This is a genomic window from Geomonas sp., assembly GCF_056994735.1.
On record NZ_JBXKJL010000291.1, the window covers coordinates 1 to 16,594 of the forward strand.

The following is a 16,594-nucleotide window of genomic DNA, read 5'->3' on the forward strand; positions in this document are numbered from 1 at the left end:
CCCTCCCCCTCCGGGGGCGGGGACTCTGACATGGATACCTACTCCAAAGCTTTCTTCGGGGGCTACCTGACAGGCTTAGAGCGACAGCACGTACTCGACCAGCCCCTCGATCTGCTCGTGTGAAAGCTCGTTCTTGAAGGACGGCATCCCCCCCGGCCGTCCCTCGACGATGGTCCGGGTCACCTCCGGCGCCGTCCTGCCGTACTTATACTCCTTCCTGGTCAGGTCCGGTCCGATGCCCCCTTTGCCCGCCGGTCCATGGCAGGAAACGCAGCGGTTGGCGAACTGGGTCTTTCCCTCGCCGATCAGCTGCGTGCCTCTCCTTTCCTCATTGGTGCTCACCTTGGCGGGCTGGGTGACCTGGAGATTCTGGGCGGCGAGCCTCGCCTCCTTCGCTTTCTTGATCTCGGCATACTCGCCATAGGAGCTCCAGCCGCTGAAGAGGAAGTACCCCATGAAGCAAAGGCCCCAGATCCACAGGCCGTAATAGAGTATGTTGAAGGGGAGCGGCGGCTTGTCGTTAGGCCGGTACCTGATGCCGTCGTACTCTTTGTTGTCGTCCGTCATTGGAATTACCCCCTTGAGCTCTGCCTGCCGCCGGTCAGTCATCGTCCATCATCCGGTACTTGGCCTCCTCGCCCCTTTCCCTTCGCCTTGGGCTGTAGGTGCGGGCCACGATGAAGCCGAAGATGACGCAGAGGAGGACGGTGACGCCCAGATAATATACGCTCGCCAGATCCATCTCAGCGCCTGTGCACGGACTTGATGTAGGTGACCACCTTCCAGATCCTCTCCTTGCCGAGGCTGTCGCCGAAGGCAGGCATCCCGTTGGCCGGATTGCCGCTGTAGATGGTGGTGAAGACCTTGGCGTCGGGCTGGTCCAGGTCGATCAGGGCCGGTCCGACCACCCCTTTCAGGTCCTTCCCGTGGCACTGGGCGCAACGGTCGTCGAAGAGCTTCTTCCCTTCAGGCAGGACGGTCATGCTGTCCTGGTAGGGGTTCTTCAGCTCGCCCAGCACCGCGGCCCGCCCCGCCTCCCGCCAGGGGATGTCGTTTCCCACCTTCTGCATGTAGGCGATGACGGCATCGAGCTCGGTCTTCCCCTTGAGCGCCTGGAGATCGGCGGTGGTGTAGGGGAAGTTCAGCGTCTTCATCTTCCTCTCGGTGATGCCGCTGTCGAGCGGCCGGTCCATGAAGGCGTAGCTCGGCATGTTGGAGCGCGGCACCATGGACTGCGGATCCTTCATGTGCTTCACGTGCCAGGCATCCGGATACTTGCCGCCGATGCGGGCCAGATCGGGACCGGTGCGGCGGGAGCCCCAGAGGAAGGGACGGTCATAGGCGAATTCCCCGGTCTTGGAGTATTCGCCGTAGCGCTCGGTGTCGGCCAAAAGCGGCCGGACCGTCTGGGTGTGGCAGTTGTTGCACCCCTCCCGCATGTAGAGGTCGCGCCCCTCGAGCTGCAGCGGCGTATAGGGCTTGACCGAGGCGATGGCCACCTTCGGGTCGTTGATCCACCAGAAGGGGGCGACCATGGTCACGATGGTCCCGACCAGGATGGTCGCGGTGGCAAGGAGCAGGAAGATGATCGGCCTGTTCTCGAACATGAGATCTCCTTTCTAGGCGGCTTGCGCTGCGGCCTGAGCCTTGCCGAGGCTGATGGTCTTGAAGATGTTGTAGAGGAAGATGCAGATGCTCACCAGGTAGATGACCCCTCCGGCAGACCTGATGTACCAGTACGGATAGAGCTCGATCACGCTCTCCATGAAGCTGTAGTGGAGGCTGCCGTCGGGATTGGTGGCGTTGAGCATCATCCCCTGATGGACTCCCGCGATCCACATGCTGATGGAGAAGGTCAGCTGACCGATCACGGCCAGCCAGAAGTGGGCGTTGGCCAGCGGGACGCTGTAGATCTCGGTATGGTAGAGCTTGGGGACGGTGTAGTAGGTGGCGGCGAAGAGGGTGAGCGACACCCAGCCGAGCGCCCCCATGTGCACGTGGCCGGGGATCCAGTCGGTGTAGTGGATGAAGGCCGAGAAGGTCCTGATCGCCTGCGACGGGCCCTGCAGCGTCTGCATCCCGTAGAAGGTGATGCCGAAGATCAGGAACTTGGTCAGGTAGTTGTCCCGCATCTGGTGCCACTGGTCCCTCATCGAGTAGTAGCCGTTGAAGACGGCGGCCCAGGAGGGGGCGATCAGCATCACGGAGAAGCCCATGGCCAGGGTCTGCACCCAGTCAGGTACCGGTTTCCACAGGAGGTGATGGGCGCCGGTCCAGAGGTACATGAATATCAGGCTCCAGAAGGCGATCACCCCCATGCGGTGGCTGTAGATCGGCACCCCGGTGGCTTTGGGGAGGAAGTAGTAGAAGATCGCCAGGGGCGGCGTGGTCAGGACCATGGCCACCGCGTTGTGTCCGTACCACCACTGCACGTTGGCGTCGTTGGCCCCGGCGTAGGCCGAGTAGGACTTGGTGAGGGAGACGGGGATGCCGGCGTTGTTCACCAGGTAGAGGATCGCCACCCCGACCAGGGTGGCGATCACGTACCATAGGGTGATGTACATCTGGTCCTCGCGCCGCTTGACGATGGTCATGATGATGTTGGTGGCGAAGATGACCCAGATCACCGCCACCAGCAGGGCTACCGGCCATTCGAGTTCCGCGTACTCCTTGGTGCGGTTCATCCCCAGGGCCAGCGTTACCGCGGCCAGCGCTATGGCGAGGTTGAAGAGCCAGAGTTGCACCTTGCCGAGCGCCGGGCTCCAGAGCCTGGTGCGGGTCAGGCGCTGGGTCATGTAGATGAAGAAGGCCATGAAGCTGCCGATGCCCCAGCCGAAGATGCCTGCGTTGGTGTGGATCGGGCGCAGCCGTCCGTAGGTCAGGTAGGGGGGTATGTTCAGCTGGGGGAAGGCGATCTGGAGCGAGATCAGCACCCCGACCAGCATGGCGACCAGCCCCCAGATCATGCTCCAGATGATAAACCCTTTGACGACATCATCGGCGTAGCCTTCCTGCTGGTTCATGATTGCCTCCGGGGGGAAAGTCCTGGCTCACGCAAAGGCTCAAAGACGCCAAGATCTCTTTCACTGTCATTCCCGCGGGTGTAAGCGGGAATCAAGACTTTTGGGATCCCCGATAGAAGCACTCGGGGATGACGTCGACGGCTCTGGTATCAATGATGTCGACGCCTCTCCTGTCAGTTCAAGGGATATGCTTTGTTCTTCTGCCAATGAGTGTGTAAATCGTCTGTAGCAGGGTTGGAAGTATGACAGGGCGTTGTCATTTTCATAGTTTATGGTGTATTTGATGTTTAGCAAGTCCAGACGGTCTCTTCTGATGTGAGACATTTGCAGAGAGATGTGAGGGGTTATGAGGAAATATGAAACAGCGGAAAAGGTGGAGGCGGCCGTCGCGGAGGCATTTGCCGGCCTCGACGCCTGCTTCGGTCTGCCAGCCGACGAGGTCCGATTCCGACCCGGCTATGACGGCGCCTGGACGATCGGCGAGCACCTCGAACATGTCTTTCTGGCCAACCACTTCCTCCTTCTGACCATCGGGAAGGGGTGCCGCATTGCCCTGAGACGGGCCGCGGCCGGGGCATCGCCGGAAGGGGAGAGCGATCTCGATCTCCTGGCTCCGGTAGCCGTGCCGGGGGCTTTCGATTGGCCACCTCCGGCGCACATGATCCCGACAGGAGAGCGGGATTTACAGGCGTTGCGGAGAGACCTTTCCCGGCAGCGCGACGACTGCCTGGCCCTCGTGGCTGCCATGCCGCGCGGGGAGGGGCTGCTTTACGGCATCCGGATGTCGGTGAACAGGCTGGGGCGGCTGGACATGTATCAGTGGATTTACTTCCTGGCCCAGCATGTCCGCTACCATCTGGCGCTGATTCGAGAGCGCTCCTCTCCGGAATAATTTCCATTTCTGCCACTTTCCCGTATGTGCCGTACGAGCGGCCTGCGGTCCGCGACCCGCCGCAAAATGCTGCCGCGAGCCGCCTCCACAATCGCGGCCTATCTCGTTGACGCCCCAAGGTTTATGGCTAAAGTTATAACCATGGCCCGAGCCCGGATGGCTGTATGGTCGCCTCTCTTGCAGCAGGAAGCCGGTTCACGAGGAGGATGTCATGAAATACGTCATCTTCTACTTTTTCGGGGGGAGCATCGCCCTCGTCGCCTTCGTCAGCATCAGTTACTGGGCGGTCAATGCCTTCATCCGACAGATGACAGAGCGTGGCCTGCAGCAGTACCGGGAGGAACTGGCCAAGGAAACCGAAATCGCGCTGAAGCTCTTCCGCGATGGGGTGTCAGAGCAGATCGTGAACCAGGAGAACAGGTCTGATTCCATGGCCAAACTCTACGCCACTCTCATCGACCTGTTGCGGGTGGGGAAGGAGTTCAATGTCAGCTTCGGGAAGGGCGACGTGCTGCAGGCAGAAAGGATGCTGGTCGGGATTCGCAATACCTGCGAGACATTTTCGGAGAGCTATCAGAAGCAGCGGCTGCATCTGTCTGACGATATCTGCACCATGCTGGATACCTTCGTTACGGAGCAAAAAGGAGTGGTGCAACAGCTGGAGGGAAACTGGCGGCAGGCAAGGAAAGATCCGACGGACGCCAAGATTCTCGATTCCGGTATCAAGCAGAGCTGGCTTCGTTTTGAGGACCGGATCACGCAACTGATGGATTCAATGAGGGCCGAGTTCCGCAAGCGCCAACCTTCCTCCTCCAACGTAATTATGAAGTGGTTGAACCAGACCCCCTTGTCCAAAGAGAGCCCCCAGCCGCCGGCAGCAACTTGATTCTCCCCTCACCGCCACTGCCCCTTAAAAGCGTGAATGGTGAATGGCTCTCCCGGTGGGCGAGGGGGGCCTTTTTCAAGGGGACTTGAACGAGAAAAACGTTGTAGTTTTCAGGCGTGAAATGAATGGTAACGGTGACTTACGGCGAAATTCGGCGCGCCGAAATCGTGATTATTTTAATTGAGCTCCTCCGGCTTGCACAGTAACTCCTCCTTCTTCGCCACCCTCCCGCACTTCCGGCAGATGTACTTCGGCTCCGAGACCACCTTCTTCAGGTCCTTCCACTTGTCCTTGATGTCGTCCTTATCCCACTTGCAAAGCGGCTTTAAATCCTTGGCCATAGGTGGCGCTCCTCTCTCGCCTTTCTATCTCATTATACTCAGCTGACTGAAAAGCGTGAAAGGTGAAAGGTGAAAGGTGAAAGGTGAAAGGTGAAAGGTGAAAGGTGAAAGGTGAATTTCCTGCGGCCAAACTGTATTGCGGTAGCATCAACAGCGTGTGGTTTCAAGCGATGCTCCGACTTGATGGCCGGGCTGACGAACGCCACGGCGAAAGAAGGTTTTACCATTCACCATTCACCATTCACCATTCACGCCTCTAGCAAGGTTTTACCATTCACCTTTCACCTTTCACCCTTCACGCCTTAACAAGGCATGGGCGCGTTCTTCCTTGAATAGAAGTACCAGGTGAGGGCGAGGCAGCTGAGATAAAAGGCGAGGAATCCATAAAGGGCAGCTTGAGGACCTCCGGTCAAAGTCACCGAACTTCCGAAGGCCTTGGGGATGAAGAAGGCGCCGTAGGCGGCGAAGGCGGAGCTGAAACCGAGGACGGCCGCCGCTTCCCTGGCCGCGTCGGCAACGGCCCTTCGCCGGGCCTCCTCTCCCTTGCCGGCGGCGCGTTCATGCTCGGTCAGGAAGATCACGGGAATCATCCGGAAGGTCGAGCCGTTGCCGATCCCGGTGGTGACGAAGATCAGGATGAACATACCCAGGCAACCTGTGAAGCTGCCGAAATACCCCGGGCGCGGCAGGTAGTACAGAACGCCGAAAGCCCCCGCCGCCATCACGATGAAGTTCCAGAAGGTTACCCGCGCTCCTCCCACCTTGTCAGCGATCCAGCCACCGACGGGACGTAACAGGGCACCCACCAGCGGCCCTATGAAGGCGTATCGGGTGGGATCCTCCTCGGGAAACTGTGACTTGATGAGGAGCGGGAGCGCCGCGGAGTAGCCGATGAACGAGCCGAAGGTGCCGAGGTAGAGCCAGCACATGATCCAGTTGTGCTTGCGCCTGAAGATGACGGCCTGTTCGCGGAAGGAGGCCTTGGCGTTGGCGATATCATTCATCCCGAACCAGGCGGCGATGGTGGCTGCCACGATGAAGGGGACCCAGATGAAGCCGGCGTTCTGCATCCAGAGTGACCTGGTACCCCCGTTGAAGATGCAGATCTGGGGATCGCCGCAGAGATGGCTGAACATGCCGGTAGTGATCACCAGCGGCACCAGGAACTGCATGGCGCTCACGCCGACATTTCCGAGTCCGGCGTTCAGGCCCAGCGCCGTACCCTTGTGCGCCTTGGGATAGAAGAAGCTGATGTTGGACATGCTGGAGGCGAAGTTGCCGCCGCCTAGCCCGCACAGGAGGGCGAGTACCAGCATGGTCAGGTAGCTTGCGTGCGGATCGCGCACCGCGAAGCCGATGCCGATGGCCGGGATCAGCAGCGACGCGGTGGTGAGGGTGGTCCAGGTGCGGCCTCCGAATATGGGGACCATGAAGGCGTAGAAGATCCTGAGGGTGGCGCCGGACAGGCCGGGGAGGGCGGCGAGCCAGAAGAGTTTCTCCGCGTTGAACCCGAAGCCGATGGTCTCGAGATTGACCACCACCACGCTCCAGACCATCCAGATCGCGAAGGAGAGGAAGAGGCAGGGGATGGAGATCCAGAGGTTGCGGGCGGCGATATGCTTTCCTTCCCGTTCCCAGAAAACCTCGTCCTCCGGGTTCCAATCTTTCAGTTCTCTTGACGACATTTGACGCTCCTGAAAGCCAAGGCAAATCCCCCCTGTCCCCCCTTTGTCAAGGGGGGGACGCTTGGGCACTTATCATTGAGCTTTTGCGATGACATCGCCACTCTTGGTAACTTTTGCTGACTTCACACCTAGGGCAAATCCCCCCTGTCCCCCCTTTGTCAAGGGGGGGACGCTTGGGCACTTATCATGAGCTTTTGCGATGACATCGCCACTCTTGGTAACTTCTGCTGCCTTCACACCTAGGGCAAATCCCCCCTGTCCCTCCTTTGACAAGGGGGGGACGCCTGGCCGAAGGGGGCTTCAGCCCGCAGGCGGGGTGAGGGAGAGGGACGGGGACATGACCCTATTTCGCCCTCCACCGGTACAGGATTGGTGGGTCCTTAAGGAAGTTCACCGGCAGGAAAAGGATGTGGACGAGCTTTGTGAACGGCACGGCCGCGATGAAGAGGAAGGCGAAGGCTGCATGCAGCTTGAAGACCGGGGGCAGGTCGGCCACGTAGGCTATGTCGGGAGTAAAGGTGAAGATGGACCAGAAGTAGGGGACGGCGGTGTGCAGGTACCACTGCGACCCCCAGCGCATGAAGTAGGCGAGGTAGATCCCGGTCCCGGTCTGGACCAGAAGCAGGGCCAGTATCAGCCAGTCGGAGCCGTAGTTGACCGGCCTGAGCTTCGGGGTGTTGACCCGGCGCAGGGTGAGCAGAAAAAGCCCCAGCAAGGCCAGGAGCGCTAATCCCAGGCCGATGCTCTCCAGGATCAGCAGCGTGTCCTGGTTCCCGAGAAAGCGCTGCATCTGCCCCGGGAAAATGGCGCAGATGACGTGCGCGAGCAGGATCGGAATGATCCCGTAGTGCCACGGGTTGGAGCCCCAGTAGAGGAGCTTCCGCTCCAGGAACTGTGTCGAGAAGGCCGACCAGTTGAGCCGGTTGTAGAAGTAGCGGTAGGTCGTGACGGAGACGAGCAGGGCCAGCGCTATGTACGGCATGGCGATGAAGATGAGTGAGTTCATGTCAGGACCTCCTTGCAGTCGGCGCTCAGGACGACCTCGGCGGTCTCGATGAGCGGGAGCCATGGGGAGTTCGCCCGCTCGGACCCGATCAGCTTCCTGACCCCGGGGAGCACGTTTTCTTCGATGAACTGCCGGCGCGACTCGTGCTCGTCTTTCCGATGGAGGTGGGCCAGGAAAGTGAGGAGCACCGGCAGGTGGTCCGGGAGCTCGACTCCGGTAGGAGAGAAGTCGAACCGGGTGAACTCCTTCTTGACCTTTATCATGAAGGCCGCTTTCCCCTGCGTGTCGCCGTAGAGATGGTGACCGAGATAAGGGGCCCTGGCCGGGTTGAAATCGAAGTTGGCGACGTATTGCTCCTGCAACTCCGACAGGGACGACTCCCCCACAAATTCGGCAAAGGGGTGGGCCGGGCAGTCGAGGCCGCAAGAATCGAGGTGGCACGCTACCCGCCACAGGCTTTTCAGCAGAACGTCCGTATCCTGCGGGTACTCCAGCAGTCTCGCCAGCGCCTCGTACATTTCCCCTCTGCTCATGCTCACCCCCTAAAAACGTGAATGGTAAAAAACGTGAAAGGTGAAGGGTGAAAGGTGAATGGGCAAAAAACTTGGAAGCTGTGAATGGTGAATGGTAAAAAAGCTATTTACAGCCCCAAAAGCGTGAGCCCGAACGGGCACCTCATCCATACGCTGCGCTGTTTCACCGGGCTCCTACCGCCTGCCGTTCACCCTTCACCTTTCACCTTTCACCTTTCACGGTTTCTTCTGGTTTTCCTGAGAATGCCGAGCCCCGCACCCTGCCTGCGGAATTCCGGGTCCTGCTCTTCCCTTTGCTGCGGCGGAATGACGTAGCGCTCATTGTAGCCGGCCACGGTGAAGAGCCGGTAGAGGCGAAGCGCGCTCTCGCGGTCCAACCCCGCCGCAGTCAGGATCGCCGGGTCGATGGGCCTCCCCAGGTTCTCTCCGCGCATGAAGACTCTGACGGTAAATAGCTTCTTCATGATGCCTTCGACGATGCCGCGGTTTCCGCCGGCCAGCAGGCTCGCCAGGTATTCCACCGGCACCCTCAAGGTCTCCGGCTCCGGGATCATCCCGTGCTCGAGGAGCTTGTGGTTGTCGCCGTAGACGGAGAGGACCGGTGACAGGGACGGGATGTAGTACGTCATCGGCATGGTCCGAAACTCCGGGTGAAGGGGGAGGGCGACCTCGAACTCCTTCACCAAGGCGTAAAGAGGCGAGCGCGCCGCGGCGGCCAGCCACTCTTCCGAGACCCCGTTCGCCATCGCCCCCTGGCGCACCCTCGGGTCGCGCGCGTCCAGGATCAGGGCACGGGTGGCGTCGACAAGTTCCGCGTCGTCCCGTAAAAGCGCCGCCTCCACGCCATCGGCGTCATAGAGAAGCACCCCCAGGTACCGGATCCTGCCGACGCAGCTGTGGGCGCAGGCATTGGCCTGTCCGGTCTCCACCCGCGGATAGCAAAAGATGCACTTCTCGGCCTTGCCGCTTTGCCAGTTGAAGTAGACCTTCTTGTAGGGGCAGGCGCTGGTGCAGAAGCGCCATCCCCGGCAGACGTTCTGATCCACCAGCACCACCCCGTCCTCGGCCCGCTTGTACAGCGCCCTTGAGGGACACGATGCCACGCACGAGGGATGGAGGCAGTGATTGCAGATGCGGGGGAGGTACTGCATGAACATGGTGTCGTACTCCTCCACGATCCGCGCCTCGTGAAGGTTCAGGTCCTTCGCCGCGTAGAGCCGGGAGCCGCCGAGATCGTCGTCCCAGTTGGCGCTTCCCTTTATCTGCTCGATTCGCTCACCCGAGATCTGTGAAAAGGCTTCGGCGACGGGCTGGTCGTCGCCTTCCTTGGCGTTCATCAGGTTTCCGTAGTCATAGTCGAAGGGCTCGTAGTAGTCCTCGATGCGCGGCAGGTTCGGCTGGTAGAAGATGTTCATGAGGGTGGCGCCCTTCCTCATCGACTTGAGGCTCGTCTTCTGGCCGTCGATCACCCATCCCCCCTGGTAGCGCTCCTGGTCCTCCCATGCCCGCGGGTATCCCAGTCCCGGCTTGGTCTCGACATTGTTCCACCACATGTACTCCGTCCCCTGCCTGTCGGACCAGATGTTCTTGCAGGCGATGGAGCAGGTATGGCAGCCGATGCACTTGTCGAGATGGAAGGCCATGACTATTTGAGCTCTTACGTCCATTGAGCACCTCTTGAATAAAGGCGGTACAACCAGAAGACAAGCGTGAGTAAGTATCCCCCACCAGAGGTGGGGGATTACCTATAGGAATTTAGTGGATGCCCGAGCCCTAGCGTCCCCCCCTTGACAAAGGGGGGGCAGGGGGGATTTAGTTCAGCCGCCATCTGCACCGAACATCAGCCCGAAGGCAAATCCCCCTAAATCCCCCTTTTCCAAAGGGGGACTTGAAGGAGCTGAAGAGGGCAACGTCGACCGCGGTGGCAGCTTCCCCCACCCCCTGACCCCCTCCCTCCAGGGGAGGGGGAGATTCAAGCGTCCCCCCCGTGAAAAAGGGGGGACAGGGGGGATTTAGTTCAGCCGCCATCTGCACCGGACATTAGCCCGAAAGCAAATCCCCCTAAATCCCCCTTTTTCAAAGGGGGACTTGAAGGAGCTGAAGAGGGCAACGCCGACCGCGGTGGCAGCTTCCCCCCCCCCACCCCCTCCCTCCAGGGGAGGGGGACTTCGAACTCTCACTCCTTTAGCTTCCTCACCACGATCCAACAGTCGCGATTCACGCCGGTTGGACCCCAGTAGTTGAAGTAGTAGCTGAACTGGGCATAGCCGCCCAGCATCAATATCGGCTTCAGCCGGATCCTCGTCAGGCTGTTGTGGACACCGCCCCGCTTGCCGGTCTTCCTCGACTTCTTGATCGCCACCGTCCGCTCCGGCGCGTGATAGAGGATGCACCCTCCCCGGGGGATGCGCGAGGAGACGATGGCCTGGCCGGTGACGACGCCGTTCGTGTTGTAGGCCTCGATCGGCTCGTTGTCCTCGATGCCGGCTTCGGCTGCGTCCTTGTCGTTGATCCAGAAGGGCGTCTGGCCTCCGCGGGCCAGGGTCAGCATCCTCAGGTTGTCGCGGTAGGTGGTGTGGATGCACCACTTGCCGTGCGGGGTGAGCATGTTCAGCACCAGCCCCTCGCCCTGCGTCACCTCGTCCAGGACGGCCGCGTCCAGCCTCCCCTTGAAGGTCGGCAACCGCTCGTGAAACTCGCCGTAGTACGGGTGGTCGAGATAGATCGACTGGCGCCCGGTGAGGGTCCGCCACGGCACCCCGTACTCCACGTTCATGGTGAAGGGGGCGTACGGTCGGCCGTTATTGACGAGGCCGCTCCAGATCGGGGAGCTGGTGACGCGGCGCGGTTTCTGGACGATATCCTCCCACATGAGCCTGAAGTCCCGCGATCCCCGGGCGATCTCCTCCAGCGGCTTGCCGACCCGGGCCCCGAGGTTCCGATAGGCGCGCAGGGCCAGTTCCCCATTGGTCTCCGGAGCCAGGGAAAGGATGACGTCCGCCACCACCCGCTCCTCGCTCAGATCGACACACCGCCGGTCATTCGACTGTCGGGTCGGCATCTTGGACAACAAAGCCTCATGCACGTCATCAACATCGTAGGCGACGCCGTGGGCCGCGATGTGGTTGATCCCCGGGCCCAGCGAAAGGAACTTTTCGTGGATCTTGGGATAATCCCGCTCGACGATAGAGAGCTGCGGCATGGTCTGTCCGGGCACCGGCTGGCACTCGCCCAGCTTCCAGTCGCGGGGAGTCCTCTGGGCGATCTCCCCGGGGGTGTCGTGGGTGAGCGCCACCGCCACGACGTCTTTCATCGGCGATGGGAAGTGTTTCTCCGAGAGTTCGCTCACCCGCTTGGCTATGGCAGTGAAGATCTTCCAGTCGCTCTTCGAGTCCCATGAGGGAGGGACGGCGGCGTCCATGCAATTGACGAAGGAGTGGAGATCGGTGCTGTTGAGGTCGCTCTTCTCGTACCAGGTTGCGGTAGGGAGGACGATGTCCGAATAGATGGCCGAGGTGTCCATCCTGAAGTTGAGATCGACCACCAGATCCACCTTGCCCGTGGGCGCCTGCTCGTGCCACTTGACGTCGGAGACCTGTCCCCTGGCCGCTTCCTGGGCGGTCACGCTGCTGTTGGTGGTCCCCAGCACGTGTTTCAGGAAGAACTCGTGCCCCTTTGCGCTGGCGGCGATGGCGTTGCCGCGCCAGATATACCAGACCCTCGGGAAGTTTTCCGGGGCGTCGGGATCGTCGCTGGCGAAGCGGGTCTCGCCTTTTCGCAGCCGCTCGACCAGCCAGGCGCGGATCTCGTCATCCGTGGCGCATCCTGCCTCTTTCGCCTGCTCCATCAGCCGCAGCGTCGACTCGTTGAAATGCGGGGCGAACGGGAGCCACCCCATCCTCACCGCCTTGGCATTGAGGTCCGCCACGTGGGGCGGGAGCGTGCTGATGCCGGTGGGCTTGTTGTAGTCGGTGTAATTTCTCTCGTAGCGCCACTGGTCCGTGTGCAGGTACCAGAAGGTGGGGGCGCACTGCAGCCGGGCGGGCTTCACCCAGTCGTAGGCCATGGCGATGGAGGTCCAGGAGGCCAGCGGCTGCACCTTCTCCTGCCCTACGTAGTGGGCGAGCCCGCCGCCGTTTCGGCCGACGCTGCCGGTGAGAATCAGCGCGGTGATGGCGGCGCGGTAGAGAAGGTCGTTGTGATACCAGTGGTTTACTCCGGCTCCGATGATGATCATGTTCCGGCCGGAACTCTGCTCGCCGTTGACGGCCCATTCCCTGGCCATGTCGATCAGGGTCCCCCGGTCGATGCCGGTGTGCTTCTCCTGCCATGCCGGGGTGAAAGGGAGCTCGGAATCGTAGTCCCTGGGGTAGTCGCCACGGAGCCCGCGGGCGACACCGAACTGGGCCATCATCAGGTCGAATACCGTGGTGACGGTGATCTCTCCGTCAACGGTGGTGACCCGGTGGGCCGGCACTTCCCGGATGGCGTCAGGCTCCCCGGAGAAGCAAAAGCGCATCCTGCGGGTCTCGCCCCCCAGGAAGGTGAGGGCACAGTCGATCTCCCCCCCGTCGACCATGTCGGTCATGTCCAGGTTCCAGTTCCCCAACCCCTCGCTCCAGCGTGCCCCGATGCAACCCTTGGGGATGCGGACGGCGCCGGTCTTGTCGGCAACGCACATGGTCCAGCCCGGGTTCTCGATCCCCCGGGCCCTCTCGATCTCGTCGGCCCTGAGGAATTCCCCCTGCTGCCATATGCCCTCACCCTCACCTCCGACCTCAGGGCTGAGCTTCACCAGGAATGGGAGGTCGCTGTACTTCTTCACGTAGTCGAGGAAGAACGGTATCTGGCGGTCGACGTAGAATTCCTTGAGGATCACGTGGTTGAGCGCCAGCCACAAGGCGCCGTCCTGTCCCTGTTGGACCGGGAGCCACATGTCGGCGAACTTGGTGGCGATGGAGTAGTCGGGTGACATGACGGTGACCTTGGCGCCGCGATGGCGGGCCTCGGCCAGGTAGTGGGCGTCGGGCGAGCGGGTCATGGGGACGTTGGAGCCGCAGACCACGATGTAGGTGGCGTTGTACCAGTCCGCCGATTCGTGCACGTCGGTCTGCTCCCCCCAGACCTGCGGTGAGGCCGGGGGAAGGTCGCAGTACCAGTCGTAAAAGCTGAGGGCGACACCGCCCAGCAGGGAGAGAAAGCGTGTCCCGGCTGCGTAGCTGATCATGGACATGGCCGGGATGGGGGAGAAGCCGATGATGCGGTCGGGGCCGTACTTCTTGGCGGTATAGACGGTGGAGGCGGCGATGATCTCGATGACCGTCTCCCACCCGGCACGGCGGAAGCCTCCCATGCCGCGCTTGGATGTGTAGCTCGCCCTCGACTGCGGGTTTTCCACGATGCTCCCCCAGGCCTCGACCGGGTCGGCGAAATTCTCCCTGGCCTCAAGCCAGCGGTCCAGGAGCGCCCCGCGCAGGTACGGGTATTTCACTCGCATCGGGCTGTAGAGATACCAGGAATAGCTGATGCCACGGGCGCAGCCGCGCGGCTCCTCATTCGGGATGCTGGCGTCGAACTGCGGGTAGTCGCTCGCCTGGAGTTCCCACCCGACAATGCCGTCCTTTACGTAGACCATCCAGCTGCAGCTCCCGGTGCAGTTCACGCCGTGGGTGCTGCGGACAACCTTGTCGTACTGCCAGCGGTTGCGGTAGAACTCCTCCCAGTCGCATCTGCCGCGGCAGCGTTCGTCCTTGAAGCGGTCTGACGACATTATCGAATCCTCCTCTTTAGCAGCAGTGCCGCCAGTACGAAGATGACGAAGAAGCCGAGGCCGGCGATCGGGTACGGGTTCTCCTCACCCCCCTTGCGCGCCGAGGCGTCCTGGAAGAGGGCGACCAGTGCGTTCGCCTCCGGCTCGGTCAGGGGGCGGTCGGCGTAAATGCGCCTCATGATGGGGAAGCCGAGGCTCTTCAGCACACCGCGAAGTCCGCTCTCTCCCATGCCGGAATAGGCCGCGGTAAGGTCGCCGGCGAGGGCGCCGCCGAATATCCCTGGATAGCGGAGGTTGTGGCAGGAGACGCAGGGGGCGCCGCCGTTGGAGAAGCGGGTCTTGCCGGTGAAGAGGGCCAGGCCGGAGGCGATAAGCTGACGGGTCGGGACCACGTGAGCCGCCGACGGGGCGGGAGAGGCGGTGGGCGGGGGAGACGCAGGCGCGGCGGGAGTGGCGCCTCCACCGAGGAAGGCCACGATCCTGGCCGCGTCGTCCCGGCTGATTCCTAGCTTGGGCATGGTCATGCCGTACTTCTTGACCAGCTCGAGCTGGGCAGGATCCTTCTCCGCCGTGAGCCTGTCCGGATCCGTGATGATGGTGGTGATCCACTCCGGTGAGCGCCTGGTGGCTACGCCCTTTAGATCCGGACCGACACTGTCACCGCCGCCGATGCTGTGGCAGCTCGTGCACTGCTTTTGGAAGAGCTCCTTGCCGTCCTCGGCGTGGACGGCAAGGGGCGGGAGGAGGATCGAAAAAAGGGAAAGTGTACCGGCAAGCATGGTGAATGGATTGGCCATTCAGGGACCTCCATGGGAAGGGGTACCGGCTATGCGGACAACAAAGCTCAATTATAGTGCGGAATGTTGAGGTTGAAAGGCGAGGGGGGAGGAAAATGAGGCAGTGAATTCCCCCTTTGGCAAAGGGGTATTAGGGGGGCTTCCGACTTTTTTGCAGGAGCGCAGAGAGGGAAATCCCCCCTGTCCTCGCTTCGCAAAGGGGGACAGGAGGGAGCGCCTGCTTGTGAGTGGAAGATCAATCTTGCAGTGCAGTGGTGGGAGGCAACGGGGTTGGCGGTTTGTTTAGTCCTGTCTGCTCCTGAACGGGCAGAGTGAGACGGCGGCGGTTACGGTCCATAAGATGGCGACGACACAGACAATAACTATCATTGGCTTTGCTCCTATGCTTCGACAGGCTCAGCACGAATTGTATAATTGCGTGCTTCGACAGGCTCAGCACGAACGGATTGTATAATTTGCGTGCTTCGACAGGCTCAGCATGAACGGGTACCTAATTCATTCACCATTCACCATTCACCTTTCACCTTTCACCTTTCACCTTTCACCTTTCACCTTTCACCATTCACCTTTCACCTTTCACCTTTCACCTTTCACCTTTCACCTCTCACCTTTCACCTTTCACCTCTCACCTTTCACGCCTTTACAGTTTCCCCGCCTTGGGAAAGAGGATGTTGTTTTCCAGGTGGACGTGCTTGTGCAGGTCGTCCTCGAACTCCTTGAGCTTGGCGTAGGTGACCATGAAGGTGTTGCAGACGTCGCCCGGCACGGCGTAGTTGCCCGAGAGGTCGCGGATCTCATGGACCGCCGCGCCGATATCATCATGCTCGTGGATCAGCACGGCAAGGGTCGCCCTCAGCGACTCCACGTCCTTCGCGTCGGGGGCGGCGCCGCTCTTCTGCAGTTCCACCATCTTCCTCACCGCGGGGAAAAAGACTTCCTCCTCCTCGCGCAGGTGGAGCGCCATGTCCGCTGCGATCTTCTCGAAGATCTCCGCGATGCGGATCACCTCCGGATGGTTGGCACCGTGGACCTGGGCGATCTTGTTGGCATAGGCCGCGATCGTGCGGGTATTTTCCTTGAGATAGGCATGGTGGGTGTTGACGATGTAGTCGGCCAGGAAGGGGAGCTCCCACGCCCCGTAATTCTGGCTGCGATCCATCGGCTCGGCCGAGGCGCTCTTTATCTCCCGGACAAGATCCGCCGGGGCGATACCCTTCTCCCGGCATATCTGTGCCAGCGCGATTTTCCCGCCACAGCAGAAATCGATGCCGTGCTTCTCGAATACTCCAGCGGCGCGATAGTCTCCGGCAACGACGTCGCCGACCGTGACAGACTCCAAATTCTCAGCGGTAAGCTGTGCGCTTTCTTTCATGTCAGGCACTCCTTTGAGACGAGTTCTATGGCGGAATGTCCCCCTCCATTTCGGGGCGGAACCTGGTGCCATGGAGACATAGTAGCACCGGGGACGGGAAAAGTTATGATGCAGGTCAAGAAACGCCGGGAAAACCGATTCACGCGCGGGATCAAAGTCAGGCCTGATTAGTACCAATCTTCCGCCAGTTTCCAAAACTGTCATTCCCGAAGCGATTCTGATCGGGAATCCAGCTCCTAAACGACGTGAAATCTGGATCCCCGATAAGGGCATTCGGGGATGACAATCT

Annotated in this window: 14 protein-coding genes; 2 read left to right on the plus strand and 12 right to left on the minus strand. The window is 61.0% G+C overall.

All coding sequences use genetic code 11. The features are described from left to right. Positions 1 to 75: 75 nt before the first annotated feature. Genes AC11W3_RS12705 through AC11W3_RS12720 form a run of 4 tightly spaced genes read right to left on the minus strand, consistent with a single transcriptional unit; the run spans position 76 to position 3,023 of the window. Positions 76 to 567: a c-type cytochrome gene (locus AC11W3_RS12705; RefSeq protein WP_484093115.1), complete on the minus strand. Its 492-nt coding sequence runs from the start codon at positions 565 to 567 to the stop codon at positions 76 to 78. A gap of 34 nt (positions 568 to 601) precedes the next feature. Continuing rightward, complete coding sequence (locus tag AC11W3_RS12710; RefSeq protein WP_484093116.1) at positions 602 to 742, minus strand: cbb3-type cytochrome c oxidase subunit 3; 141 nt, start codon at positions 740 to 742, stop codon at positions 602 to 604. Between the two features lies 1 nt (position 743). Next, on the minus strand, positions 744 to 1,607 hold the full coding sequence (locus tag AC11W3_RS12715) for a cbb3-type cytochrome c oxidase subunit II (protein ID WP_484093117.1): 864 nt from the start codon (positions 1,605 to 1,607) through the stop codon (positions 744 to 746). 12 nt (positions 1,608 to 1,619) lie between these two features. Then, the gene (locus AC11W3_RS12720; protein ID WP_484093118.1) at positions 1,620 to 3,023 is read right to left on the minus strand and encodes a cbb3-type cytochrome c oxidase subunit I; all 1,404 of its coding nucleotides are present in this window, start codon (positions 3,021 to 3,023) and stop codon (positions 1,620 to 1,622) included. Between the two features lie 346 nt (positions 3,024 to 3,369). Here AC11W3_RS12720 and AC11W3_RS12725 point away from each other — a divergent pair, with 346 nt between their 5' ends. Both AC11W3_RS12725 and AC11W3_RS12730 read left to right on the plus strand, forming a co-directional pair. Continuing rightward, a complete protein-coding gene (locus tag AC11W3_RS12725) occupies positions 3,370 to 3,915 on the plus strand; it encodes a DinB family protein (RefSeq protein ID WP_484093119.1) in 546 nt (181 codons plus the stop codon). Between the two features lie 211 nt (positions 3,916 to 4,126). Beyond that, on the plus strand, positions 4,127 to 4,801 hold the full coding sequence (locus tag AC11W3_RS12730) for a hypothetical protein (protein WP_484093120.1): 675 nt from the start codon (positions 4,127 to 4,129) through the stop codon (positions 4,799 to 4,801). 176 nt (positions 4,802 to 4,977) lie between these two features. Here the strand turns inward: AC11W3_RS12730 and AC11W3_RS12735 are convergent, their stop codons facing one another. From AC11W3_RS12735 to ric, 8 genes are all read right to left on the minus strand, one after another. Then, positions 4,978 to 5,142, minus strand: a complete 165-nt coding sequence (locus AC11W3_RS12735; RefSeq protein ID WP_484088932.1) for a hypothetical protein — start codon at positions 5,140 to 5,142, stop codon at positions 4,978 to 4,980. 302 nt (positions 5,143 to 5,444) lie between these two features. After that, on the minus strand, positions 5,445 to 6,827 hold the full coding sequence (locus AC11W3_RS12740; RefSeq protein WP_484088931.1) for a NarK family nitrate/nitrite MFS transporter: 1,383 nt from the start codon (positions 6,825 to 6,827) through the stop codon (positions 5,445 to 5,447). Positions 6,828 to 7,170: 343 nt separating this feature from the next. Beyond that, positions 7,171 to 7,833, minus strand: coding sequence for a respiratory nitrate reductase subunit gamma (narI, locus tag AC11W3_RS12745; protein ID WP_484088930.1), 663 nt, complete (start codon positions 7,831 to 7,833; stop codon positions 7,171 to 7,173). After that, positions 7,830 to 8,366, minus strand: a complete 537-nt coding sequence (narJ, locus tag AC11W3_RS12750) for a nitrate reductase molybdenum cofactor assembly chaperone (RefSeq protein ID WP_484088929.1) — start codon at positions 8,364 to 8,366, stop codon at positions 7,830 to 7,832. Before narJ ends, narI begins: the two co-directional genes overlap by 4 nt. Before the next feature lie 209 nt (positions 8,367 to 8,575). After that, the gene (gene narH, locus AC11W3_RS12755; protein WP_484088928.1) at positions 8,576 to 10,033 is read right to left on the minus strand and encodes a nitrate reductase subunit beta; all 1,458 of its coding nucleotides are present in this window, start codon (positions 10,031 to 10,033) and stop codon (positions 8,576 to 8,578) included. Positions 10,034 to 10,542: 509 nt separating this feature from the next. Then, a complete protein-coding gene (locus AC11W3_RS12760) occupies positions 10,543 to 14,136 on the minus strand; it encodes a nitrate reductase subunit alpha (protein WP_484093121.1) in 3,594 nt (1,197 codons plus the stop codon). Continuing rightward, positions 14,136 to 14,933 carry a c-type cytochrome gene (locus AC11W3_RS12765; RefSeq protein ID WP_484093122.1) on the minus strand — a complete coding sequence of 266 codons (798 nt, stop codon included), beginning with the start codon at positions 14,931 to 14,933 and terminating at the stop codon, positions 14,136 to 14,138. The genes AC11W3_RS12760 and AC11W3_RS12765 overlap by 1 nt, the downstream gene beginning before the upstream one ends. Before the next feature lie 640 nt (positions 14,934 to 15,573). Beyond that, the gene (gene ric, locus AC11W3_RS12770; protein WP_484093123.1) at positions 15,574 to 16,305 is read right to left on the minus strand and encodes an iron-sulfur cluster repair di-iron protein; all 732 of its coding nucleotides are present in this window, start codon (positions 16,303 to 16,305) and stop codon (positions 15,574 to 15,576) included. Positions 16,306 to 16,594 lie beyond the last annotated feature (289 nt).

Coding starts and splice junctions, on each gene's coding strand:
- AC11W3_RS12705 (WP_484093115.1), bottom strand. CDS start 567: ATGACGGACGACAACAAAGAGTACGACGGCATCAGGTACCGGCCTAAC.
- AC11W3_RS12710 (WP_484093116.1), bottom strand. CDS start 742: ATGGATCTGGCGAGCGTATATTATCTGGGCGTCACCGTCCTCCTCTGC.
- AC11W3_RS12715 (WP_484093117.1), bottom strand. CDS start 1,607: ATGTTCGAGAACAGGCCGATCATCTTCCTGCTCCTTGCCACCGCGACC.
- AC11W3_RS12720 (WP_484093118.1), bottom strand. CDS start 3,023: ATGAACCAGCAGGAAGGCTACGCCGATGATGTCGTCAAAGGGTTTATC.
- AC11W3_RS12725 (WP_484093119.1), top strand. CDS start 3,370: ATGAGGAAATATGAAACAGCGGAAAAGGTGGAGGCGGCCGTCGCGGAG.
- AC11W3_RS12730 (WP_484093120.1), top strand. CDS start 4,127: ATGAAATACGTCATCTTCTACTTTTTCGGGGGGAGCATCGCCCTCGTC.
- AC11W3_RS12735 (WP_484088932.1), bottom strand. CDS start 5,142: ATGGCCAAGGATTTAAAGCCGCTTTGCAAGTGGGATAAGGACGACATC.
- AC11W3_RS12740 (WP_484088931.1), bottom strand. CDS start 6,827: ATGTCGTCAAGAGAACTGAAAGATTGGAACCCGGAGGACGAGGTTTTC.
- narI (WP_484088930.1), bottom strand. CDS start 7,833: ATGAACTCACTCATCTTCATCGCCATGCCGTACATAGCGCTGGCCCTG.
- narJ (WP_484088929.1), bottom strand. CDS start 8,366: ATGAGCAGAGGGGAAATGTACGAGGCGCTGGCGAGACTGCTGGAGTAC.
- narH (WP_484088928.1), bottom strand. CDS start 10,033: ATGGACGTAAGAGCTCAAATAGTCATGGCCTTCCATCTCGACAAGTGC.
- AC11W3_RS12760 (WP_484093121.1), bottom strand. CDS start 14,136: ATGTCGTCAGACCGCTTCAAGGACGAACGCTGCCGCGGCAGATGCGAC.
- AC11W3_RS12765 (WP_484093122.1), bottom strand. CDS start 14,933: ATGGCCAATCCATTCACCATGCTTGCCGGTACACTTTCCCTTTTTTCG.
- ric (WP_484093123.1), bottom strand. CDS start 16,305: ATGAAAGAAAGCGCACAGCTTACCGCTGAGAATTTGGAGTCTGTCACG.